Annotated in this window: 20 protein-coding genes; 9 read left to right on the plus strand and 11 right to left on the minus strand. The window is 43.6% G+C overall.

Features of this window, described 5'->3' with window-relative positions:
• Positions 1-79: 79 nt before the first annotated feature.
• Entirely contained in the window at positions 80-994 is a 915-nt protein-coding gene (locus tag OCV52_RS22890) for a chemotaxis protein (RefSeq protein WP_137406699.1), read from the minus strand.
• 214 nt (positions 995-1,208) lie between these two features.
• Between OCV52_RS22890 and ppiC the strand changes: the two genes are divergently transcribed.
• Together ppiC and OCV52_RS22900 are read left to right on the plus strand one after the other, a co-directional pair.
• A complete protein-coding gene (gene ppiC / locus OCV52_RS22895; RefSeq protein WP_008215675.1) occupies positions 1,209-1,487 on the plus strand; it encodes a peptidylprolyl isomerase PpiC in 279 nt (92 codons plus the stop codon).
• 554 nt (positions 1,488-2,041) lie between these two features.
• Complete coding sequence (locus OCV52_RS22900) at positions 2,042-3,427, plus strand: alpha-amylase family glycosyl hydrolase (protein WP_137406700.1); 1,386 nt, start codon at positions 2,042-2,044, stop codon at positions 3,425-3,427.
• 130 nt (positions 3,428-3,557) lie between these two features.
• Here the strand turns inward: OCV52_RS22900 and OCV52_RS22905 are convergent, their stop codons facing one another.
• The 4 genes from OCV52_RS22905 to OCV52_RS22920 all read right to left on the minus strand — a co-directional run bounded on the left by OCV52_RS22905 (position 3,558) and on the right by OCV52_RS22920 (position 8,773).
• A complete protein-coding gene (locus OCV52_RS22905; protein ID WP_137406701.1) occupies positions 3,558-5,429 on the minus strand; it encodes a methyl-accepting chemotaxis protein in 1,872 nt (623 codons plus the stop codon).
• 435 nt (positions 5,430-5,864) lie between these two features.
• Positions 5,865-7,235 (minus strand): YjiH family protein, encoded by a 1,371-nt coding sequence (locus OCV52_RS22910; RefSeq protein WP_137406702.1) that lies wholly within the window; start codon positions 7,233-7,235, stop codon positions 5,865-5,867.
• Between the two features lie 228 nt (positions 7,236-7,463).
• Entirely contained in the window at positions 7,464-8,138 is a 675-nt protein-coding gene (locus OCV52_RS22915; protein ID WP_137406703.1) for a YoaK family protein, read from the minus strand.
• A 152-nt stretch (positions 8,139-8,290) separates the two neighbouring features.
• The gene (locus OCV52_RS22920; protein WP_198778901.1) at positions 8,291-8,773 is read right to left on the minus strand and encodes a GFA family protein; all 483 of its coding nucleotides are present in this window, start codon (positions 8,771-8,773) and stop codon (positions 8,291-8,293) included.
• Between the two features lie 32 nt (positions 8,774-8,805).
• On the opposite strand from OCV52_RS22920, the gene OCV52_RS22925 reads away from it, so the two are divergent.
• From OCV52_RS22925 to OCV52_RS22935, 3 genes are all read left to right on the plus strand, one after another.
• A complete protein-coding gene (locus tag OCV52_RS22925) occupies positions 8,806-9,459 on the plus strand; it encodes a hypothetical protein (protein ID WP_137406704.1) in 654 nt (217 codons plus the stop codon).
• 123 nt (positions 9,460-9,582) lie between these two features.
• Entirely contained in the window at positions 9,583-9,882 is a 300-nt protein-coding gene (locus OCV52_RS22930) for an isoamylase early set domain-containing protein (protein ID WP_004737771.1), read from the plus strand.
• A 342-nt stretch (positions 9,883-10,224) separates the two neighbouring features.
• Positions 10,225-11,517 carry a peptidoglycan DD-metalloendopeptidase family protein gene (locus OCV52_RS22935; RefSeq protein ID WP_137406705.1) on the plus strand — a complete coding sequence of 431 codons (1,293 nt, stop codon included), beginning with the start codon at positions 10,225-10,227 and terminating at the stop codon, positions 11,515-11,517.
• A gap of 146 nt (positions 11,518-11,663) precedes the next feature.
• Here the strand turns inward: OCV52_RS22935 and OCV52_RS22940 are convergent, their stop codons facing one another.
• Positions 11,664-13,508 carry a putative bifunctional diguanylate cyclase/phosphodiesterase gene (locus tag OCV52_RS22940; RefSeq protein ID WP_137406706.1) on the minus strand — a complete coding sequence of 615 codons (1,845 nt, stop codon included), beginning with the start codon at positions 13,506-13,508 and terminating at the stop codon, positions 11,664-11,666.
• Between the two features lie 105 nt (positions 13,509-13,613).
• Positions 13,614-14,510 (minus strand): LysR family transcriptional regulator, encoded by an 897-nt coding sequence (locus OCV52_RS22945; protein WP_137406707.1) that lies wholly within the window; start codon positions 14,508-14,510, stop codon positions 13,614-13,616.
• Between the two features lie 107 nt (positions 14,511-14,617).
• Here OCV52_RS22945 and OCV52_RS22950 point away from each other — a divergent pair, with 107 nt between their 5' ends.
• The 3 genes from OCV52_RS22950 (at position 14,618) to OCV52_RS22960 (ending at position 16,638) form a co-directional block, all read left to right on the plus strand.
• Positions 14,618-15,823, plus strand: a complete 1,206-nt coding sequence (locus tag OCV52_RS22950; protein WP_137406708.1) for a multidrug effflux MFS transporter — start codon at positions 14,618-14,620, stop codon at positions 15,821-15,823.
• Positions 15,824-15,920: 97 nt separating this feature from the next.
• Positions 15,921-16,271: a hypothetical protein gene (locus tag OCV52_RS22955; RefSeq protein ID WP_004737776.1), complete on the plus strand. Its 351-nt coding sequence runs from the start codon at positions 15,921-15,923 to the stop codon at positions 16,269-16,271.
• A 232-nt stretch (positions 16,272-16,503) separates the two neighbouring features.
• On the plus strand, positions 16,504-16,638 hold the full coding sequence (locus OCV52_RS22960; RefSeq protein WP_004737777.1) for a hypothetical protein: 135 nt from the start codon (positions 16,504-16,506) through the stop codon (positions 16,636-16,638).
• A gap of 150 nt (positions 16,639-16,788) precedes the next feature.
• On the opposite strand, the gene OCV52_RS22965 is transcribed toward OCV52_RS22960, so the two are convergent.
• From OCV52_RS22965 to OCV52_RS22975, 3 genes are all read right to left on the minus strand, one after another.
• A complete protein-coding gene (locus tag OCV52_RS22965; protein WP_137406709.1) occupies positions 16,789-17,406 on the minus strand; it encodes a glutaredoxin domain-containing protein in 618 nt (205 codons plus the stop codon).
• A 69-nt stretch (positions 17,407-17,475) separates the two neighbouring features.
• The gene (locus tag OCV52_RS22970; protein WP_102426392.1) at positions 17,476-18,366 is read right to left on the minus strand and encodes a DMT family transporter; all 891 of its coding nucleotides are present in this window, start codon (positions 18,364-18,366) and stop codon (positions 17,476-17,478) included.
• A 155-nt stretch (positions 18,367-18,521) separates the two neighbouring features.
• Complete coding sequence (locus OCV52_RS22975) at positions 18,522-19,514, minus strand: porin (protein ID WP_137406710.1); 993 nt, start codon at positions 19,512-19,514, stop codon at positions 18,522-18,524.
• Positions 19,515-19,890: 376 nt separating this feature from the next.
• On the opposite strand from OCV52_RS22975, the gene OCV52_RS22980 reads away from it, so the two are divergent.
• A complete protein-coding gene (locus OCV52_RS22980) occupies positions 19,891-20,910 on the plus strand; it encodes a succinylglutamate desuccinylase/aspartoacylase family protein (RefSeq protein WP_137406711.1) in 1,020 nt (339 codons plus the stop codon).
• A gap of 333 nt (positions 20,911-21,243) precedes the next feature.
• Here the strand turns inward: OCV52_RS22980 and OCV52_RS22985 are convergent, their stop codons facing one another.
• On the minus strand, positions 21,244-21,963 hold the full coding sequence (locus tag OCV52_RS22985; protein WP_137406712.1) for a DsbA family protein: 720 nt from the start codon (positions 21,961-21,963) through the stop codon (positions 21,244-21,246).
• Positions 21,964-22,062: the final 99 nt, after the last annotated feature.

Raw genomic sequence — 22,062 nt, forward strand, 5'->3', positions numbered from 1 at the left:
TCTTATTGAGATTTGAAGAAATAAGAGACTTAGAAGCTAAACCATTTAGCATGATGCTGGTTTAGCTTCGTGAAGAGCCCTAAGCAGCCGTAGAGGCGTCGTTTAAGACCTTTGCGCCGCGTAGCATGGCTTCGATTAACTCACCCGCATTGAACTTTTCAAGCGCTTCATGGGCACCCACCTGATTCGCACGATCAACACAGATCTCACTCGATAGTGAGGTATGTAAAATACAGTAAGCATGACTCAATGCACTGTCGTTTTGTACTTCAAATGCAAGTTCGTAACCATCCAATCCCGGCATTTCAATGTCACTGACAAGAAGGTCAATCGCTTTGCCCACGCTAGCTTGGCGTCGCATTAGTTCAATCGCATCCAAACCGTTATTACAGATGCTATAAGGAATGTTGATGCTGTCGAGAGCGTCAGATAGCTGCTTACGCGCAATCAAAGAGTCATCCACCAATAAGATGTTTAGTGCCTTGAGGCGCTCCCTTTCTACGTCGGTCAGCATTGGAATATGCGCGTTCTCGTAATCTGGGTAGATCTTAGAGAGCAGTAGTTCGACATCGAGCATTTGCACGATACGATCTTCAAAACGAGTAATGCCCGTCACAAATACATTACGACCGACACTCGCAGGTGGCGATTCAATACTCTTCCAATCACATTCAATGATTTTATCGATTGAGCGAACTAAGAATGCTACGACCGTTCTTAAGCAGTCGGTCACGATGAGTACACAATCATTGTATTCAGCGGGAGTGATCGGGCGAAAGCCAATCGCTGCAGACATATCAATCACTGGAACCGTAAGGTCGCGAATGGTCACGGTGCCAATCACATGGTGGTGAGAGTAGGGAATTTGGGTCATTGGTTGAAAAGGCACGATTTCCCTGACTTTAAGCGTGCCAATCGCAAAACTTTGAGTGAGGGACAATTTGAACATCAACATTCCCTGTGACTGACTCGCTTTACTGATCGGTTTGGCCATAATTGGCTCCTATTTACTACACGCTTAATTTATAAAGAATAATTTAAAGGGAAATAGCAGTCGCGGCAAGTAACTCTACTGTTTTTAGGGGCTTTAAGGCGGTTGTTTTCGGTTATAGAGTGAAGAATGGTGTTTCTTGGGTTAAAATCACGCTAAATACTCGCTGTCGACGAATGCAAGTCGGCAAGCAGACAGCAACAAACTGAGAGTTATCATGGCAAGAACAGCAGCAGCGCTTCATATTTTGGTGAAGCACAAAGAACAAGCAGAAGACATCATCAAGCAGCTAAAAAAGGGCGCTAAATTTCAAACATTAGCGAAGAAGCACTCAACGTGCCCATCGGGCAAAAAGGGCGGCGATTTAGGCGAGTTCCAAAAAGGTCAAATGGTGCCTCAGTTTGATAAGGTTTGTTTTTCTGGCGAGACGCTGGTCCCACATCTTGTTAAAACGAAATTCGGCTGGCACGTGGTTAAGGTTCTTTATAGAACCTAGTATAAGATATGTGTTAGATAGAATAGAAAGGAGCGTATATACGCTCCTTTTTTGTAACTTATCAGTGAATAATGGCTGAGTATTCATCCCGGACGTTATACGATAATTGTTGCTACGCCCTCAACTATCCGCCGTGACTAATCGGCAGGAGGATGAGGGTTTTTAATGAGTAACTCATATAATAAACACCATTCTTGAGGAAATTTAAGCAGCTTTGCCTTTTAGCCTTTGCCTTGATCTAGGGCGTGTTGATCTTTCGAGCTGATTTTTGCAGCGAGTTGCTGGGTATTTATACAAGGCAGAGGCTTGGATGTGTAGTTAGCCTACATGAGAAGCCGATAACGTAGTAGAAATGACCAGCAAACGCTGCCCGAAGGGTTCGAGCTGGGCGCCCCCGCAAAAAGCGTTTTACTCTTTGTTGAGGGAGATTTGCTTAGAATGACTAGGTTACTTCCCCCTCGCCGCTATTAAAACGCTTTTATCTCGAACAAAATTTAACCACGAAAGGTCAACACGCCCTACAAAGCTGTAAACGAGTTTGGTAGGAGAACAACATGGAGAGTTCAGCTATGTTAAGCAACCCAGCGACAGATGTTATTTTGCATGCCTTTGACTGGTGCTACGCTGACGTAATGAAGAACGCCCCACTGATCCAAGAGTTGGGTTATAAATCAGTTTTAGTTTCACCAGCGATGAAGTCGTTACGCGGCCCTAAGGGCGCTGATAGAGCGTCTGGCACTCAATGGTGGCAACGTTATCAGCCACAAGATTATCGTGTGATTGATAATCAGTTGGGTGACACACACGATTTTAAAGCGATGGTAGACACGTTAAAGCAACATGGGCTGCGTACCTATGTGGACGTGGTGTTCAACCACATGGCAAACGAGTCTGACATCCGTAGTGATCTGACCTATCCAAATGAACAAGATATGGCGTCTTACCAAAAAGACCCTGAATACTATGAATCTATCCGTTTGTTTGGTGATCTTTCTGAGTCGTTATTTAATGAAAATGACTTCGTAGAAGCGTTTGGAATCAAAAACTGGAAAGACACATGGGAAGTGCAGAATGGACGTATTACTGGCGGAGCCAGCGATCCGGGCTTACCAACCCTGTTAGACAACGACAATGTGGTTGAACAGCAGCGAGCTTACCTAAAAGCTATGAAAGCGATTGGTGTGAAAGGCTTCCGCATTGATGCTGCAAAGCACGTGACACTGTCACACTTGCGCAAGGTGTGGACGGATGATATCTGCGAAGAAATGCACATCTTTGGTGAGATCATCACCGATGGTGGCGCGACAGAGGAAGAGTACCAACTGTTTCTTGAGCCCTACCTAAAGCACACTCGTTTAGGAGCTTACGATTTCCCACTGTTCAATACTATCTTCAAAGCCTTTGAAGAGCAGGGCAGTTTTAAATCTTTGATTAACCCGTACTGTTTTGGGCAAGCTTTGTCGAACATGAGAGCGATAACCTTTGCAGTAACCCATGACATTCCAAACAACGAGGTGTTTTTGGAGCATGTAATGGATGAAGTGGACGAGCGTTTGGCTCATGCCTTCATTCTTGGTCGAGATGGCGGTGTACCACTGGTTTACAGTGAATTAAGCACAAGTGGTATCCTGGATCAGAATGGTCAGCCTCGTTGGCTCAATGATTGGCAAGCGCCTTACATGAAAAGCATGATTCAATTCCACAATCATGTTCATGGTGAAGCGATGCGTGTGGTTGAAGCAAATGATGACTTAATGGTGTTTGTTCGTGGAGATAAAGGCATTGTTGTGATCAACAAGTCGAAGCGCAGCAAAACTGCTTCGCTGACTTGGACTGGGCCTGTAACGGATTTATTGTCCGGTGATGTGATTGAGTGTGTTGATAACACCGTTACGATCAAGGTTGAGTCTAATCAATGCATGATGTTGATAACCAACTAATCTGAGCCTCATAAAGATCAATAGATCAGGCAGAAGGTGAAAAGACCAAAAGAAAGACCCGCATACTCGAGTGAGTAGCGGGCCTTTTTAATTTGAAGCTAAGAACCTAGTTCCTAGCAGCCAAAAGTAACTACACCGTAAACTTATTCAATAGCTCGTCTTGCTGGCGAACATTGTCGGTTTGTACTTGCATCGCGGTATTCGCTTCTTGAGCAGCAGTCGACACTTGTGTTGAAAGGTCTTTGATCTTAACTGTGTTGTTATTGATCTCTTCCGCTACTAAGCTCTGCTCTTCTGCTGCTGAAGCAATTTGAATGTTCATATCAGAGATACGCTGAATCGCGTCACGGATACGGTCCAGTGAAGAGTTTGCTTGCTGAGCACTTTCAACGGCATCGGTGGCAGTATCTTTACTTTGATTCATCGCGTTAGATACTGAGCTAGCACCGGCTTGTAGCTGTTCAATCATGTTACGGATTTCAGTTGTCGACTCTTGAGTACGCTGCGCTAGAGTTCGAACTTCATCGGCTACGACTGCGAAACCACGACCAGACTCACCCGCACGTGCTGCTTCAATTGCCGCGTTCAGTGCCAGTAGATTGGTTTGGTCAGCAATATCGTTGATAACTTTAAGAATCGTCTCGATGTTAGCTGTTGCTGATTCTAGAACTTGTACTTCAGCGACTGCTTGGTCGATACGCTCAGATAGGTTATCAATCGCTTGAGTGGTTTCACTTACTACAGAAGTACCGTCTAGTGTTGCGTCGTCGGCTTCACGAGCTGCTGCCGCTGCGCCTTGAGCATTGTTGGCTACTTCTGTTGCCGTTACTGCCATTTCGTTCATTGCGGTCGCTAGCTGTTCTAGCTCTTGCAGTTGCGTGTTCATCGCGCTTGCTGATTCTCCAGCACCTTTTACTGTGATTTCAGTACCACGTTTAATCTCCACACCAATCGCTTTCGATTGAATGATTTGATTTTGTAGGTTTTCAGTAAAGGTATTGAAGCCTCTAGCTAGGTCAGAGAACTCTTTATCTGTATTGGTATCTAGACGCTTAGTTAGGTCACCTTGGCCACTAGCCACGTCTTGAATCGCTTGGTTAAGAGCATCGAGTGGACGCATTAGCACACGAATCAGAACCGTGAGTGCAACGATACTAAGAATCACAGCGATCAAAGAATAGATCATTGAGCTGTTTTTCAAGTCTTCGACCGTTTGGTAAGCGATCTCTTCATCAAGGATGGCACCAATGTACCAATCTTCACTTGGGATATGAGTGAAGTTAACTAGGAACATTTTACCGTCGACTTCGATCTCTTGAGAGCCTTCGCGAATGGTTGCTTGTGGCATGTAGCTTGAAAGCTTTTCGCCGTTATTCTCAGCGTTTGGATGGGCAATCGTTGTGCCATCAGCAGTCACAAGGAATAGGTAACCGGCATCGAATAGGTTTACTTGGTTAACCAAGGTTGCCAGGTTTGTAAGCTCCAAATCGTAGAACATACCTGCTGTGAAGCGTCCGTTATCTTTAACTGGTGTACCAACCGAAATAATTACTTTTTTGCTTGATGCGTCCACATAAGGAGCGGTAACAACTAAACTGTTTTGGGATTTAGCATCAATATACCAAGGGCGAATTCGAGGGTCGTAATCCGGACCTGCTTCCCAACCGTCATCATTCTCGATAACGAAACCGTTTGCTTCATAACCAAAACCAACCGCTAGAAAGCTGTTTTTCAGTTTTGGTTTTTCTAGAATAGTTTTAACGTAGATGCGGTCTTGAGGGTTTATCTCGATGACTTCAGTCGTCGATTGCGCCAATGCTTTTTTGGCGTTCATTTCTGATACTACGGTGTTTTTTACACCAGATACCATTTCTTCTAGGCTCGCATTAACGTTGTTTTGTACAGCACTTCTCACAGTGTAAAGTTGTTGTATTGAAAGCAATGATACTGTCACTAGCAGCAAGGCTGATGATGCAGCAACCACCTTATGGCTAAATTTCATTGAATTTTCCCCTTCTCACAGGCTTTGCGAAGACTAAAGTTAATTGTGTTTTTGTATTTATATGTATCGACAGGATGGAAATTTACTTGAATGTAAATTCACAAAATAGACCACAAAAACACAACAATCTAAACAATACAAAATTCACTAAATCACATATTTGTTACTTTTAGTAATTGCTTCAATGAGTTGAAGAATAAGCAAACTGGGTGTTTAAGATGAAATTAAAAATGTATTAATTTTGCACTTATGCGTTTGGTTTTCTATATAAGGTAGGCATTTTAGATAAAAGATATGAACTTAAATGATATGCCATTTTTAAACATAAATGGGTTTGAATTTATAATTTGCCCATATTTTGGACAATAAAAAGCCCCACAAAAGTGAGGCTTTATAATTCGGGTTGCTTACTTAATTATATAAGTAGTATCTAATTTAGAATATTAGATGAGCAACGCCTGCAATAACTGGAAGTGTAATTAATGTACGCAGAATAAAGATAATAAACAGTTCTGCGATATTGACAGGAATCTTACTACCTAGAAGTAGAGCACCAACTTCAGACATGTAAATCAACTGAGTTACCGACATTGCTGCAATTACAAAGCGAGTCATTTCGTTATCGATAGACGCTGCAAGGATCGCTGGGATGAACATGTCTGCAAAACCAACCACGATGGTTTCTGATGCCGCAACCGCTTCAGGAACGCCTAATAGCTCAAGGAACGGAATGAAAGGTTGACCTAAGAATGAGAACACAGAAGTGTACTCTGCAATGACCAACGCCATTGTACCAAGACCCATAACCACAGGTAGTACACCAAATACCATGTCCACTGCGTTACGAACGCCTTCGCTAAATACAGACTTAACTGATTTAACTTGTGATGCTTTGTTTACTGCTAGCTCAAGGCCCCAAGAGAACGTTGAGTGACCTGCAGGGATTGCATCTGCGTCTTTCTCTGGCTTGCTGCCATCGATGAAAGTGTCTTTCTTCATGCTCAAAGGTGGTAGGCGAGGGATGATTACCGCCGCAACGATACCCGCTAGACAGATTGCTGCATAGAAAGGTAAGAACAGGTGCTCTAGCTCTACTTGAGCAATAACCACAAGACTGAACGTGATAGATACCGCTGAGAAAGTCGTACCTACAACCGCAGCTTCACGCTGTGTGTAGAACTTCTTCTCGTACTGTTTGCTTGTCAGCAGGATACCAACGCTGCCGTCACCTAACCAAGAAGCCATACAGTCGATAGCACTACGACCTGGCAGGTTGAAGATAGGGCGCATGACTTTACTTAGTAGTGTGCCGAACAGTTCTAATAAACCAAAGTTAAGTAGAAGAGGCAGTAACAGGCCAGCAAAAATGAACACTGAAAATAGTGTAGGCAGCAGGCCTTCTAGCACTAAGCCGCCGGTGTTCTCTTCCCAAATAAACTCAGGGCCAACTTGGAAGAACGCCATGAACGCTGCTGCACCGCCAATCAAACGAACCAACAACCACAGGGGAGAAGGGTTGAAAAGGCCGTTTAAAAATGAATTCGATGTAATGAATGTAGGCTTGAAAATGGTGCTTATAACTGAAGCTACAGACATGAAAGCGACGATCGCAGTGATGATAGAGACTAGATATTCACCGAAAACCGCTTGAATTGACTTGGCTAGGATAGCAACAGGGATAGTGAGATCGCCTTGGTAGCTAATTGGAGCCATGAAAAGGAATAAACCAATCAATGATGGGATTAGGAAAACCCAGAAACTGCCTTTAGATTTCTCTGTTTGAGCAGTATTCGTGTTGTTAGACATGTTATTGTTCTCGAATTTCTACACGTAAAAAAGCCACTTCCTTGGCATTTTTATTCACTAAACGTCCGTGTTTTCTTAATGGATGCAAGATTACCCAGTATTAATATTGCTTGCAATACTATTCATCAAATATCGCTAAATATTCATGCTGGTTATTCTGCTAACCATTAAGAGTTTAGAATAAAGTGTTGCAGATGTTACGTAATTTGAGGATATATTGCCAGTTTTTTATAAATTCACTGGTGTATCAGTTCGATAGGACAGATAGAGCCAGTAGCTAAACGCAATAAAAAAGGCAAAAGAGGCAGGGAAAGCCAGAGCCAAAATCTCAAAACGCTGGAATAAGCAAGCACCCGTTAAGCCGCCAAATAGAAAACCCATGACGATGAACATCAGCAGTTTGGCTTTACGGCGGTCAAAGGGCATACCTTTGAGGCGCGCGCCAATCATGATACCAAGATCCGTGATGATCCCACTCATGTGAGTGGTACGGATAATGGCGCCACTGTAGGTAGTGATCATTGCGTTCTGCAGGCCACATGCCGCGGAAGCAAAGTACTGACCGGATGTGTAGCCTTGTAGCAGTGCCCATAATGCTAAAAATAGTAGGCCACCCTCAATGCACAGAGCAACGCCGTATCGACGACCTAATTTTAGAGCCTGGTTTTCAATGAAAAAACCACTGAAAGCAGCGCCTAGCATAAAGCTCATGATGACGAGTAATAGATGTACTGAAGCAGAGGTTTGAGTGAGCAAGCTACTCCCCAATAAAGAGACCGTACCTGAAATGTGCGAAATAGCTTGGTGTTGAAAGCCAAGTAGTCCGATAGCATTCACGCTGCCAGCAAGGGCTGCTAGTAGGAGAGCCCCGTATTCAACCCAACGTGGTAGCTTAGAAATCATGTTGTTCACCTTGGGTTGAAAAAGAGGGGCAAATTATAACGCTAGCGAAAAGATACGCTAGCGCTGTGGGGCTTGGATATTTGATCTTAGGCAACACTATTGCAGTTAGTTTCTTTGCAAATGTAATCGCAATATTGGGCAGATGAAAGCTACTAATTATAGTGGCTCATTTGATGGTCAAATTTGACCCAACCGTGTTTACGTTCTTCGTAGACAGAAAAGCTCGGTAACGGAAAGTCTTGTTCTTTAAACAATCCAAGCGGGATGATGTAAAAGTCAGCGGCAGCAACGGATTGGAGCAGCATAGTAGTGCCACATTTAGGGCAGAATTGATAAGTAACTTCATTGCCAGTATCGCTTATCCGTGAAAAAGAGGTTACCTCTCCACTCAAGGAAATTTGCTCTGTTAGAAATCGAGCTTGTACACCAAAAACACTGCCGGTTCGTTTTTGACATTCATAGCAGTGGCAGACTGAGGTTCGTTGAGGCTCTCCTCTACACACGAGATTGACCGCACCGCAGCGACATTCGCAACTTCTGATATTTTTATCTTTACTATGATTGATATCCATCCGTACTCCAGTTCTGATTAGCCCTGTATTGATAATTATACTAAAGCCCTTTATGGTCTGCACAACAGGATGAAAACAAAAGAATAAAATTGCTCATGAAAAAGAAAATCTTACCGATTCCCCTGATTTTACTCATTCCCATTGTGATGTTGGTGGTTGTCATCGTAGCTGGGGTTTACCGCTTTAGCTTAAGTGATGAAGAAATCTTGGCGAAGTTCCCTTCTTCTCAGGTCAGTTACGACCCGGTTGTGGAAACTGTGTTTGACTTGAAGACAACTAACCCATGGACAATCAAAGTACCTGAAACGAATGCTTACGCTTTTATTAATGAAGTAGATGAGCCTCAATCGCTGGCTTCTGGACGTTACGATTCAGGCGTGGAGCGCGGAGTGGTAACCGTTGATACTCAAAAGCTATTCGCTGCCAAATTGGGAGAAACTCACTTTTATGTCGCGCCAATGTCGGTGTCTAACCAAGGTAGCGGTGTCTTTTATTATCTAGGCTTGTTCAAGCATGACCAACAGCGCAGTCGTGTGGTGCTGGTGGATCAACTCTTCCTCGGCGATCGTGTTCAGATCCAAACTTTAGAGGTCGCTAAACAGGACGTCACTCAAGCAAAAGGTAAACAAAACGGGGAAGGTTTTATCGGTTTTACTCAGCATTCTGCGGAACAATCTTTTGTAGAAGCCCCATCTGAAAAGGTGTTAATGAGTTTTTCTTTTGATATGCAATCAATTGGTGAGCAATAACGTTTTCGTTAATGTGAGGATCTGTTGTTTATGTGAGCCAAATTACATATTATCTTAGGTAGATGAATGAAATTTAGACACTCATAGCTTTGTGTCTGCTTACTTTACAAATGGAGCTTGCGAATGATTAATAAACGTTTTTTTAAAACGAAAGATGAAGTGGAAGTGACTTTTGAGCTAGAGGCTCAAGAAGCGAATTCTGTATCCATTGTTGCTGATTTTCTTGATTGGAAAGCAACACCAATGAAAAAGTTGGCGAAGGGGAAGGTTTACAAATTCAAAACTCGCCTGCCTAAAGATGGCGAGTTTCAATTCCGCTACCTTGTTGACGACCAGCAATGGGTAAACGATGCTAATGCCGATCGTTACATCCCAAATGAGTTTGGTGAAGACAACTGTTTAGTGTCGACGGTGAGTGCTTAATCGCTCATTTTTGATATTAGTATTTTTACCAAACGTTGGTTGGTAGAGTCGCCGAAGTGCACTAGGCTATTCGCTGGAACCATCAACGAATTCGCTCCGGTTATTAATTAATCGAAACGGAATAACGTAAATCAATATAAAGCAGAAGCTAGCCGTTTCTGCTTTTTTATTTTCAAATTTAGCGGTTAATTTTATTTTAAGATAAGCACGGTTTCAGTCACGGCAACTCAATGACTTAGCGATACTGAGCAAGATTCGCGTCATATTATGACAATGCATTGATGATTTATGCGTTTGAAAAGCATATCCTATGCCTTTATGTCGTAGAAAGACCTGTTTACCGTGTATTCAAAAATATTTTCCTCTCCGTTTGCTGAGCTTTCACCTGTAAAAAAAGTTGCGATTTTAGGACTGCCACTTATTGCAGCAATTGGTGTTGCTTTGCAATCGTCACAATCGAATCTGACCAAAACGGTCGATTTAAATTTACCTGATTCAACTGTGATTGAGTCTATCTTGTCATCTTCTCCTGTTGTGGTTATTGAACCACCAACGTTTGAGTATCAAATTCAAACTGGTGACAACTTAAGTAGCATTTTCACTCAGCTTGGTTTCTCTTACAAATCGATGATGAGTGTGATGGAAACCGACTTAAACTTCCTTGCACTCGACACGCTTCGCCCTGGTAATACGTTACGTTTTTGGCGTGATGAAGCGACTGGCGATCTTTCCAAAATGGAACTTCAATTCAGCGTTGCCGACAAGGTGGTTTATCGTCTGCTTGAAGATGGCTCTTATGAATTTGAAGACATCTCGATTCCTGGTGAGTGGAAGCAAAAACCTTTAGTGGGTGACATTCAAGGCAGCTTCTCTGTTTCGGCAAACAAACTTGGCTTGAATAGCCTTGAGATCGACCACATTGTTACGCTGCTAAAAGATAAACTGAACTTTAGTCGTGATCTGCGTGCTGGCGACCAGTTTGAAGTGCTGCAAAAAGCGCAGTTTGTTGATGGTGTTGCCACAGGTAAGCGCGAGATTGAAGCGATTAAGATCATCAACAAGAACCGTGTTGTGTCTGCGTATCTGCATACCGATGGTCAATACTACGATGCCAATGGCGATAGCTTGCAACGAGCTTTCCAACGTTATCCTGTAAGTAGCAGCTGGCGCCAAAGTTCTCAGTTTAATCCTAAACGTTTACACCCTGTGACTGGCCGAATTTCACCACATAATGGTACTGACTTTGCCACACCGATTGGTACGCCCGTTCAGGCAACGGGTGATGGCAAAGTGATCATGACACGTAAACACCCTTATGCGGGTAACTACGTAGTGATCCAACATGGAAGCACTTATAAAACGCGTTACCTGCACTTGAGCAAGATTCTGGTTCGTAAAGGTCAAACAGTATCTCGTGGCCAACGTATTGGTTTATCAGGTAAAACAGGGCGTGTGACGGGCGCACATCTGCATTACGAATTGATTGAGCGCGGTCGTCCAGTCGATGCGATGAAGGCGAACATTCCAATGGCAGATTCTGTGCCTAAAAAGGAAAAATCAACGTTTGTCGCTGCTCGTGATGAAGCGGATGCCTTGTTACAAAAAGCGTTAGAAGCGCAATCAAGCAAGAGCTAATGAATGACGTTTAGTCGTTATCAATAAGCTTTGAAGAACAAGTTATTGAAGCAGCCGCGATACTTAGCTCAATATTTAATTATTGAGTTCAATATCGCGGCTTTTTTGCGCTCAAGAGTTTGCCCTTCTCTGGAGGTGGAACACCTTTAAGCGAGGGTTTCGGAGTGGGTCACGTAACTAACAATCGCTTCCGGTCTCATTGGTGGCGAATAGAAATACCCTTGAATTTTGTCGCACCCCATTGCGTGCAGCTTTTCTAACTGCTCATGTTTCTCTACTCCTTCAGCTACCAACGATACATCAAGCCGTTGGGCTAATTGGATTATCAACCAAACGACGCTCTCTGAAGTCGAATTCGTGAGTAAGTTTCGAATGAAGGTCGCATCAATTTTAATGCAATCGATAGGGTAGCTGTGTATGTAATTCAGACTGGAATAGCCAGTACCGAAATCGTCTAATGCAATAGTGAAACCTTGCTCTCTAAGATAGTTGAGGGCAGCTTTAGTCTCTTGAGTGTGCGACAGCAGCACGGTTTCGGTTAATTCGATAACAAACTCATCGGCGCGAAAATGATGCTGCTCAATGGTACGAGTAAGGTAAGATATGTAACGCTTGGTATCGGTTAGCTCATGAGCCGAACAGTTTATACCAAGTTTGATTTTGTAGCCTAAGCCTTGTTCTAACGTCTCCTTAGCACGACACACTAGTTCGATGATGCGCTCACCCAGTTCAACAATTAGCCCTGACTCTTCTGCCACTTGGATGAACTCCACAGGTGATATGTCACCATGTTGAGCGGTTTTCCAGCGAGTTAGCATCTCAAAGTATTCCCATCGCGTTTCTTTTTGACCAACAATCGGCTGGGCAACCACGTACATCCCATTTCCGTTGGGTACTAGATTATTTGAAATAGGGTTTTCAAGCTCATTTCGTAGAGCTGCGATCAGTTCTGTTTTTCTTTGGTAACGGAATCTAAGGTGTGTGTCATAGCACTGGATATGCGTATCAGGGCTCTGCTTACATTCTTTTAACGCCAAGCTGGTGTTGAAGATTATCTGTTCGACATCTTTGGTATCTCCTGCAGAGCGAGCCATTCCAATACTGACTTCGAAATCGATTTTGATATCAATGTTCGAGTAGCCTTGTTTTATCTTCGCCAATATCTGCTCACAGACCGCGATAGGGTCGGAATGGTAGGTGATGAAAGCAAATTCGTTGCCTGCGGTGCGGAACGTAAGGTTATTTTCCGGTAAGGTTCTGCGTAAGGTCTCTGCCACATATTGCAGCACTTTGTCACCAACATAGTTGCCGTACACGTCATTAATCGCCTTGAAGCTATTAATGTCGAGCAGAGCAACGGAGAAGGGCGTCACGCTCTGTTGAGTGATGGACTCTAAGGTGTCTGACAAGCAGCTCCGGTTGAGTAAGCCAGTTAAGCTGTCGTGTGATACTTCATAACTGAGTTGATTGACCAGTTGTTCAGAACGGTCGTTAAACCACATCTCTCTAAGTGTATGAATAATGATGTCGGCGAACAGTTGATGATGTTTGATCACTTCTTTTTGCTGAGCCGGGCTAAGTGGTGAGGTAAACGTAGAAAACAGTACCCCCATCACTTCACCGCTTTGAGTTCGTGTCGGGATTGCGATGGAGTTCTGTGAGGTGATCTCTTGTCGAAACGCTGATGTTGGCAGAGACTGAATAACGTATTGAGCAAACGAGCAGTCAGGGTGCCTCTGGTTTACGGCTTGTTGGTAAATCTGACCGTGACGAGCGTTTATCTTGTCGTGCAATACATGGTCTGAATGCGCAATCACGAGAGGAACGATTTGGTCAGGGAAGTATTTCTTCTCAATGATACTGGTGTATTGAGTATCAAACGTTTGGTGTAAGGTGAGCACAGCAGACTCAAGAAGGTCCACACCTTCAAGCTTTAACAAGCGGCCAATGCGCTCTGTATCTATTATGCTGTTCTGTGTATGTTGAGTCATAGTCACCATCCATAGTTAACCAGAATCACCGCGTACAATTGTGATATGCGTCTTGTTTATTATTGACCTCGCTGCATATTTTTTCAAATTTATTTGTGACTAATTTCACAAAATCTGAGAGCTACGCTCCTTATTGAGCCTATCTTTGAGGTGGTCTAAAAACAGTTTGGTTCGCGTATGCGAGTAATCAAGCTTAGGGTAGTAAGCGTAAACCATCACCTCATCTGCTGTGATATTTGGCAATACTGGAACTAATGTCCCTTGTTTCAGATCTTCTTTAATCATCGCTTTGATGGTCAACAACACTCCCATGCCTCTCTTTGCTGCATGGAATAGAGCTTCAGGGTTGGTTGTCGCAAAGTTTCCATTCAATGTGATTCGTTGTCCTTTCGTTAGCGTAACCTCACGAGTAGGACGCTCCCCCCAAATTAGCGAATTGTGTTGTTCCAAATCTTGTTCACAGCTTGGGTAGCCGTGTTTCGCCAAGTAACGCGGAGCGGCATAGAAACCGGCTTTGTGCTCGAACAAAGGTGTCTTTTTAAAGCTTAACGAGTTGAGTTGTTCAAGTTCGCGACTTATCACCAGATCTAAGCCAAGTTCAGGCAATTGTCCCGAGGTTGTGGTGATGAGCTGCACTTTAATATCCGGGTACTTTTCTAGGAAGTCGTCCATATGCTGGACCAAAAATTTAGAGCCAACTGCGATAGTCGCCCCAATTTTTAATAGGCCAGCAGGGGTTTGGTTAACCGAGCGAGTCTCATCAATGATCGACTGCCAGTTATCGAGCTGATCTTTGGCTCGTTGGTAAAAGAGTGCGCCTGCTTCGGTTTGGCTAATCGAGCGAGTCGTCCGTTTTAGCAGCTGAGTCCCGATACGCTCTTCAAGCCAGTTTACTCTTTTACTGATTGCTGAGCTGGTGGTATTGAGCTTGCGGGCAGCACCGTTAAAACTGCCTTCTTCCACCACTTTGACATAACTTTTTACGTTAAGTATCCAATCCATATTCTTTCCCGTTGGGACTTAATCAAATTCCAATTTGGTTAATTATCAATTGTTGGCTCTGAATGTAAACTCATCTTTGAACAAATAACAAACGAAAAGGAAATTTTTTGAGCCAATCGACCTTTAAAAAAACACCATTACTGTTGGCAATGATGATCATTGCTACTGGGCAAGTGGGTGTCAGTATTTACCTGCCATCACTGCCGCTGATTGCTGCTGACTTAAGTGTCACTCAAGTTGATGTACAGCTGCTCGTCACACTATTTTTAGTGGGCTTTGGTTTATCTCAACTATTTTACGGACCGATGTCTGATGCAGTTGGACGAAGACCTATCTTCTTGTTAGGTCAGGGTGTTTATTTGATTGGTACTGTTGTTTGTGTGGTCTTTTCTGACAACATGACAGCACTAGAAGTAGGCCGTTTGTTACAAGGCCTAGGGGCAGGTAGTGCCTCGGTGCTCGGGCGTAGCGTCCTCCGCGATAGTTATGATGGCGCTCAGCTTACTAAAGCGTTGTCTTATATTTCGATTACCGCTTCAATCATGCCGATCATAGCGCCTGTGTTCGGTGGCTGGATATCATTTCACCTTGGCTGGGAAGCGGTGTTCCTGTTTGTTTTGCTCTATCTACTCGCGATATTCACTCTGGGCTACTTTGTTCTTCACGAGACGCTCCCATATAGCAAGAGTCGTTTCCAGGTAAGCCAAGTCGTCAAGAACTACGGAAGTTTGATAACGAATCGACAAGTGTTGAGTAGTGCCAGTTACAACTGGATGAGCTATATGGCAAGTTTGGTGTCGTTATCTTTGTTCCCATTCTTAATGCAGGAGCAATTGGGGCTGACAGCTGCGGAATACGGCTCATTAATGATTGTGCCTTCGGCGGGCTTGCTGATTGGCAGTGTGGCATTGAATATTCTGAATCGTCGCTTTAGTACGCCTCAATTAATGAGCTTTGCAATCTTGATCATTTTGGCGTCTGGGGCTTGGTTGCTGACACATGAATTAAACATCTTTAACTTAGTATGGGCGTTTACTTGGCTGACCATTGCACAGGGCATCTCATTCCCCCTTTCTATTAGTATGTTGTTGGAACCACATAAGAAACAAGCGGGTGCGGTATCTGCATTATCTGGGTCTATTCAAATGTGCTTAGCGGGTTTGTTAGGCGGGTACTTGGTTGAGAGTTGGGTAACGAATCATCTACAACTTGGTGTGTTTTACCTGGTGATCGGCGCGGGTATGGGCTCGGTGTTATGGTCTTCAATACGAATGAAAAAGAAGCTTAGCGATACCGAAGTCGAATACAGTTAGTTTCCTGTGTTGATGTTTGTGTATACGACCTTTAAGACGTTGTATTTGGATAGATGGTTTTCTACAATACCGGCGTCCATTTAATAGGTAATAAAAAATGCAGCAAAATGAATTTGAAGTACTGGTAAAAGCTATCTGCGCACTAGATGGCCTGCCACAGGCACTTGAGCTATTGAAATCCAATGAGGATACTGAAGTCGCTGAGGCTGCCGCATCACTGACTGGCCAATTTGCGCTAGCTGAAGTGGAAGGCGAAAAGCGCATTTACCACGTGACGCTTCAAGAAAATGAACAAGGCGAAGAGCAAGAGTACATCGAGCATGTGATGAACGAAGGCGATGACTTGATCAAATTTGCCGCTTGGTTCTTTGAAACAATGTTCGAACTAAAGCAAAAAGAGACTTATCAAATTGCTGGTAAAACTTACCGACAGCCGAAGCGTAGCTAACAAGTGTAAGTAATGGTTGTAGCTTGAAAAGCCGATGCTATTAAGCGAAACATGTTAAAAAGCAGCCCAAGTGGCTGCTTTTTTGTGAATTTTCCAAGCCACTTCTTGAACCAAAAAAGGTGTTCTGAAATAAAGTTCTCAACTTGCAATAAAGTGTGATTTAGATCTTGTTTTTGGGCATTTTCAGTGTAGAATCCGCGCACAAGAAAGTTGATTATGTGCGGAGATAAGCATGAACTACGAACTAGGCCACGCATACCTTGGTCAAATGGCAGCAAAAAACATGATGCACGAAGCAATGTACGGTAAGTCAAAGCCGAAAAAAGCATCATTCATCAAGCGAATGATGAAGAAAATGGCTAAGTAACCATTTTCCAAAACGGAATTTTTAAAAGGCCTTAAACTCGTTGAAGTTTAAGGCCTTTTTCGTATGCGCGATAGGTGATTTTATCGCTTTGTTCTATTGTGGATGGACACAAAAAACATTAATGGGGGGACTGAAGCTCTTTAAGGAAGATTAGCCTGTTGATTGGTTAGATAAGTCGACGACGTTATTTGGAATGCTGTCTAAACCGTTTTCCTTCATCCAAACTTCCAAGTTATCAGCTCCGCCGATGTACTTACCATCAAGCCAGATCTGAGGTACGGTCACTGGCGTTTTTTCACCAATATGTGCCTTTACCTCTGGAATCATTCGATACAGAGCTGCACTGTCTTTAACCACATCATGGTAGGTATACTCGACACCCGCTTCATCCAACATTTTCTTTGCTTTTACGCAGTATGGGCAGGTCGCTTTGCCGTAAACAATATTGCCTTTTAGGCTGTCTCGTTTCGTCCACTCTTGGATTACCGATTGTACGAGTACGCCACGGTTAAGCGCTTCACCTTGGCTGACTACCTTACCTTCCACAACTAAGATAGGAGCGTGCCAAGCCCCAAGTTTTAGAGGCTCCCACCAGTGAGACAACCAATCTTTCACTTCTAGTTCGACATCGACATCTGCCAGTTCATTCTCAAAGGTGTCCTTCAGAATGTCTTTGGTAAGGGTACATTCTCCACATGGGATGTTTACTTTAAATGGACCCCAGCTGCCTGCCCAACGGTACAGTGTAATCTTGATTGGTTTCTTCATGGTTACGACCTCGCTTCAAATTCTCTAATCAATATAGAACGGACAGCAGAACTATTTATTTCAAACCTTCTAAATTTTCTTCTCTTTAGCTGGTTTTTTTGTTTCCCAGTGAGTGATGAAGGCGACAGAGGCAATAATGATTGCCGCACCTAACCATAGACGACCAGGCGGCACCCAACTGAATACCAGCCATCCAGCCAGTACATTTAGAGGTAATTTTGCATGATCAAAGGGTTGGACAAAGGATGCATCAGCCACTGAGTAGGCTTTTACAATGGCCCATTGTGCGAGGGCGGTTAACACGCCAATTACAGCCAGAATACCCCAAATGGTAGTGCCACTTGGTGTTTGCCAGTCAGGCACGGCTAACATGATGTTGAACGGTGTAATCAACAGCAGTAGATAAACCACCATGGTTGATGGGCTATCTTGTGATGACAGTTTCTTCACCATCAGCGAGTAGCACGCCCAGAAAAATGCAGCGCCAACAGGTAATAAGGTTGCCCAACTAAAGTCTTCAGCCCATGGCTCTAGAATGATCATTGCACCAATGAAGCCCGCTAATGTTGCTCCCCAGCGTGCAGCACCAACTTTTTCTTTTAAGAACAGTCCCGAGCCTATCGTCGCAAACAACGGAGAGGTCATCAGCAGAGCGATACCTTGCCAAATCGGCACAGGGTAAGCGAGCGCCCATATCCAAAGCTGGATACCAATAACTGACAAAAAGACACGAAACACGTGCAGTTTGAGGTTGTCGGTTTGGAGTGCACGGCGAATGCCTAGTGTTTTCAAGTAAGGAAGAATGGCTAATAAAGCGATGGCGTATTGAATAACGGCAACGGTAGTAGAAGTCAGTCCGAAATGAATGCTAGCAATTTGAGTCAGGCTGTTAATTACGGCAAAGGCTAAGCCTGCGGTAAGCATCCAGCTAGCGCCTTGGATCGGATGGTGTTGTGACATGATGTTTCTAATTATTTGATGTGGTTTGCCTATGATACGGATTTAGCACCACTTAACCAGAAAAAGCATTGATGAAGTTGGTCAGAATATTCGAATATGAAAAAAGGTTGAGCAATTGCCCAACCTTTTTAGTGTCTACCTAAAGTAAATTTAGATTAGAAGTCGTAGCGAACACCTAGGCGAAGCGTATCTTCACCTTCAGTTGTTAGTCCTGTAGTTACGTCTTTCACTTCATCTAAGCCATTGATGTAGTAAGAAAGGTATGTACGGAAGTTGCTGTTTAGTTTGTAGTAACCAACAAGCTCGATACCATCCACAGAGTCGGCTGTAGAACCGTTTGCCGCTTCATTTTCTTGGTATGTGTATACTGCTGCAGCAGAAAACTGCTTAGTGATTTTATATTGTGCTGCGAATTCCATTGCAGTGAAGGACTCAGCGATAGGGCCAACGGCTTTATCGTTTAAGTCACCCGTTGAGTAAGTTGCTGCTAGGTAAAGGTTATCTAGTGAATATGCTAGGCCAGCAAGGATTTGGTTTGCGCTTCCTTTACCCGCACCTAGATCCTGACCAGAGTATGCAAGACCAAGGTCTAGACCGATTGGCAATGAATAAACACCAGAGATGCCGTAACCATCAGTGTCTTTTTCACTATTTGCTTGGTAAGTTGCTTCTAACTGAAGGGCATCAAAGCCACCGCGGTATGCAAATACGCTATCTTCTTTATCTGAAGCTGCATCGATTACTTGCTGAACACCTGAGAACTCGGTGATATCTGTAAAGTCAGATACAATGACTGAAGCCATGTCTTGGCGGCCTACTGAAACTGCTTGTCCATCGAAATCCACACCAGCGTACATGTAACGGTTATCAAACTTGCTATCGCCAGTGCTTTGCTCTGCTTCGTAGAAACCGAATGCAGTAACCGTATCGGTAAGTTCTGTTTTACCGCCAAGGTTTAAACGGAAACGAGTTTTATCTTCCATTGTACCTTCAACTTCAGCACCACCTGAACCAATGAAGTCACCACGGAATTCCGCACGACCACCAATCTTAAGCTCAGTACCGTCAGAGCTGTAAACGGTAGCTGCTAGAGATGAACCTGAAACTAGTGCTGCTACCACTGCAGAAGCTAGAACTGCCTTTTTCATAATCACTTACCTTGTATTTTAAAGTCCGTGAGCGAAGTGCTCTCCGTTTCGATATGAAGCTAATTTAGAGCAGCTAAATTAAGCTTTCATTTCTATAAAATTACATTTCAGTGAATAGGGAACTTTTTTAAGTGTTGATTTTATTGCACTTTTGTTTTAACTGGTTGAGTGATTAGTGAATAGTTATCCAAATAGAGTAATTGGAGAGTGGTAACTGGGGCGGTCTCAATCTGAAAGATAAATTGAGGAAGTGGGAAGGGAGAGCAAACGAGTAGCGTCTCTTTGGCTGATTAACTGCTTGTACTGGTTACGATATCCTCTATGATGCAAAAACTGGCAACAGAATAGATTTTGTTCAAAAGCATGGAGAAGTTGGATGAGAACAGAGTACTTAGGCGATGTTTTACAAGGTAGGCAGGTTGTTGGCTCTTTGAATGTTGAGGACTTGCCGATTGGAGAGCATCAGTTTTGGTTTCAAGTCACTAGCGATGGATTAGGACAACCAAAAAATATGCCGGTCTCTGTTTTTAAAGGTAGCCAAGATGGACCTAAGTTGATGATCACCGCTGGTATCCATGGTGATGAACTCAATGGTGTGCTGGCTGCACAGCAAATTATCCGAGACTTAGTGGGGAAAGAGCTAAAAGGAACCGTGACTGTTGTACCAACGGTGAATCTGTCAGGTTTACTAAATCATAGCCGAGACTTTATCTCTTCGGACCCGGGTTCTTGCCCTGCGAACCTTAATCGACTTTTTCCCGGAGACCCACATGGCTTAGCAGCCGAGCGCTTTGTTGCTTCTTTATGGGAGCGCTTACTCAAGCACAATGCTACTTTTGCCGTCGACTTACATACCCAGACTCGTGGTGCGGTATACCCGCTATATGTATTTTCGGATTACAGAATTGATCAATGTTTAGAAATGGCAAGACTGATGCGACCGGACTGCGTGCTCAATGATCCTGGCGATCCCGGCATTCTTGAAACGGTTTGGAATCGAAGTGGAATCCCAAGTATTACGGTCGAAGTAGGGATGGGTAAATTCACTCAGCCCGATATGATTCAAAGAGCTGTAAACGGCGTTTTTAATATGCTCTCTTACTATGACATGTTTGAATCTGATCTAGCATCTGACCTCGTAAACAAGCAACTACCCAGAATGGATTGGGTAGAAGGCAACAACGTGGTGTCGATTCGTGCTGATATTGGTGGATTTGTCCTTCCTCAAGTTGAACTTCTACAAAGTGTAGAAAAGGAAGACTTGTTGGCTGTTCAATATGATGCGTTTGGTAATGAGTGTCGCCGCTATCATGCGCCATCAGCAGGGCGCGTTCTCAGTTACAACGTGGATGCGTTGAGGGAGCCTGGTGCGCTTGTCTGTCGTTTATTGAGTTAAGTTCTATCGAGTTTCACCTTTAAGCACTTGCTCTATCACCGTTGAAACACCTAAAAAAAGACCGAGCCAAGCTCGGTCAAAGGACAGTTGTCGCGAGTTAACACGTCTTCGCACTCTTCGACAGAACTGCTTTTAGGCTAACGAGAATAGATTAAGAATCCATTGCGAGACGGTGACACTTAGAGTGTTTTTCTATTTCAAAATGATGACCTTACAGTCATGACCTCTAACCGCTACGATCAAATGCTTATAAACAAAAAAGCCTACTGTGAGTTAAACAAGTAGGCTTTTGGGGCTTTTAATGAGTGGCTTTATCTTTACTTATTAGCGTGATTAAAAAGCCTCATCCACAATTTCTTTTAAGCGATCGTAAGGAACATACCCTGGTAAGATTTGCCCATTCATCATCAATGTTGGTGTGCCTGTTAAACCAAGTGCACTAAACGTTTGGTGGTTGGTTAGCAGTGTTTGGCTTTGATCAGGTGTAGTTTCTAATTGTGCTTCAGTTCCCGTTTTTTCCGCGACAGCTTGCAGTGATGACTTGGTGTGGATACCACTTTTCGCCATCAATAGTCGATCAACTTCCGGGAAAGCTTCTGGCTTATCCTTCCAAACTTTCATCGCATATAACGCCGCATTGGTATTAAGACCGCTCACTTGTTGCTGCTTGAACGACAGGTAAACATTGATGACCTTGATATCACTGTCTTCTGAAGCTAATTGAACTAAGCCTTTTTCTAAACGCTTACAGAATGGGCAGTTGTAGTCGGTGAAGTTAATGATCACCGACTTACCATCCGGGTTTCCAGTAATTGGATGGGCATCGTTGTTATACAGCCAATCATGGCTTTCTGCTTGGGCTTTCTTTGCCTGTGCTTGCCCTGCAACATACTGCTCTAAACTGGTGTGTAGGCCCGAAATTGTAGAAGGGTTCTCTTTGAGGAATTGGTTAATCTCTTCAAGTTGCTGTGTTTGTTCTTTGCTTAGTTCTGCGAAAGCGCTTGTGCTCATTAGTGAGCCTAAAATCAGTGTGCTAATCAGAAGTTTTTTCATGTTAATAATCTCAAATTCTTGTAATGGCGAGCGCGTATTGGGTTGCGCTCGCGCTCATGTTCTTTCGTTGGTTTAAATTGACCCAATGGCCTGTTTTAC

Source organism: Vibrio chagasii, from assembly GCF_024347355.1.
GTDB classification, from domain to species: Bacteria; Pseudomonadota; Gammaproteobacteria; order Enterobacterales; family Vibrionaceae; genus Vibrio; species Vibrio chagasii.

What these genes read in the sequence shown, in the direction of transcription:
- OCV52_RS22890 (WP_137406699.1), bottom strand. Translation starts at nt 994, where the DNA reads ATGGCCAAACCGATCAGTAAAGCGAGTCAGTCACAGGGAATGTTGATG.
- ppiC (WP_008215675.1), top strand. Translation starts at nt 1,209, where the DNA reads ATGGCAAGAACAGCAGCAGCGCTTCATATTTTGGTGAAGCACAAAGAA.
- OCV52_RS22900 (WP_137406700.1), top strand. Translation starts at nt 2,042, where the DNA reads ATGGAGAGTTCAGCTATGTTAAGCAACCCAGCGACAGATGTTATTTTG.
- OCV52_RS22905 (WP_137406701.1), bottom strand. Translation starts at nt 5,429, where the DNA reads ATGAAATTTAGCCATAAGGTGGTTGCTGCATCATCAGCCTTGCTGCTA.
- OCV52_RS22910 (WP_137406702.1), bottom strand. Translation starts at nt 7,235, where the DNA reads ATGTCTAACAACACGAATACTGCTCAAACAGAGAAATCTAAAGGCAGT.
- OCV52_RS22915 (WP_137406703.1), bottom strand. Translation starts at nt 8,138, where the DNA reads ATGATTTCTAAGCTACCACGTTGGGTTGAATACGGGGCTCTCCTACTA.
- OCV52_RS22925 (WP_137406704.1), top strand. Translation starts at nt 8,806, where the DNA reads ATGAAAAAGAAAATCTTACCGATTCCCCTGATTTTACTCATTCCCATT.
- OCV52_RS22930 (WP_004737771.1), top strand. Translation starts at nt 9,583, where the DNA reads ATGATTAATAAACGTTTTTTTAAAACGAAAGATGAAGTGGAAGTGACT.
- OCV52_RS22940 (WP_137406706.1), bottom strand. Translation starts at nt 13,508, where the DNA reads ATGACTCAACATACACAGAACAGCATAATAGATACAGAGCGCATTGGC.
- OCV52_RS22945 (WP_137406707.1), bottom strand. Translation starts at nt 14,510, where the DNA reads ATGGATTGGATACTTAACGTAAAAAGTTATGTCAAAGTGGTGGAAGAA.
- OCV52_RS22955 (WP_004737776.1), top strand. Translation starts at nt 15,921, where the DNA reads ATGCAGCAAAATGAATTTGAAGTACTGGTAAAAGCTATCTGCGCACTA.
- OCV52_RS22960 (WP_004737777.1), top strand. Translation starts at nt 16,504, where the DNA reads ATGAACTACGAACTAGGCCACGCATACCTTGGTCAAATGGCAGCAAAA.
- OCV52_RS22965 (WP_137406709.1), bottom strand. Translation starts at nt 17,406, where the DNA reads ATGAAGAAACCAATCAAGATTACACTGTACCGTTGGGCAGGCAGCTGG.
- OCV52_RS22970 (WP_102426392.1), bottom strand. Translation starts at nt 18,366, where the DNA reads ATGTCACAACACCATCCGATCCAAGGCGCTAGCTGGATGCTTACCGCA.
- OCV52_RS22975 (WP_137406710.1), bottom strand. Translation starts at nt 19,514, where the DNA reads ATGAAAAAGGCAGTTCTAGCTTCTGCAGTGGTAGCAGCACTAGTTTCA.
- OCV52_RS22980 (WP_137406711.1), top strand. Translation starts at nt 19,891, where the DNA reads ATGAGAACAGAGTACTTAGGCGATGTTTTACAAGGTAGGCAGGTTGTT.
- OCV52_RS22985 (WP_137406712.1), bottom strand. Translation starts at nt 21,963, where the DNA reads ATGAAAAAACTTCTGATTAGCACACTGATTTTAGGCTCACTAATGAGC.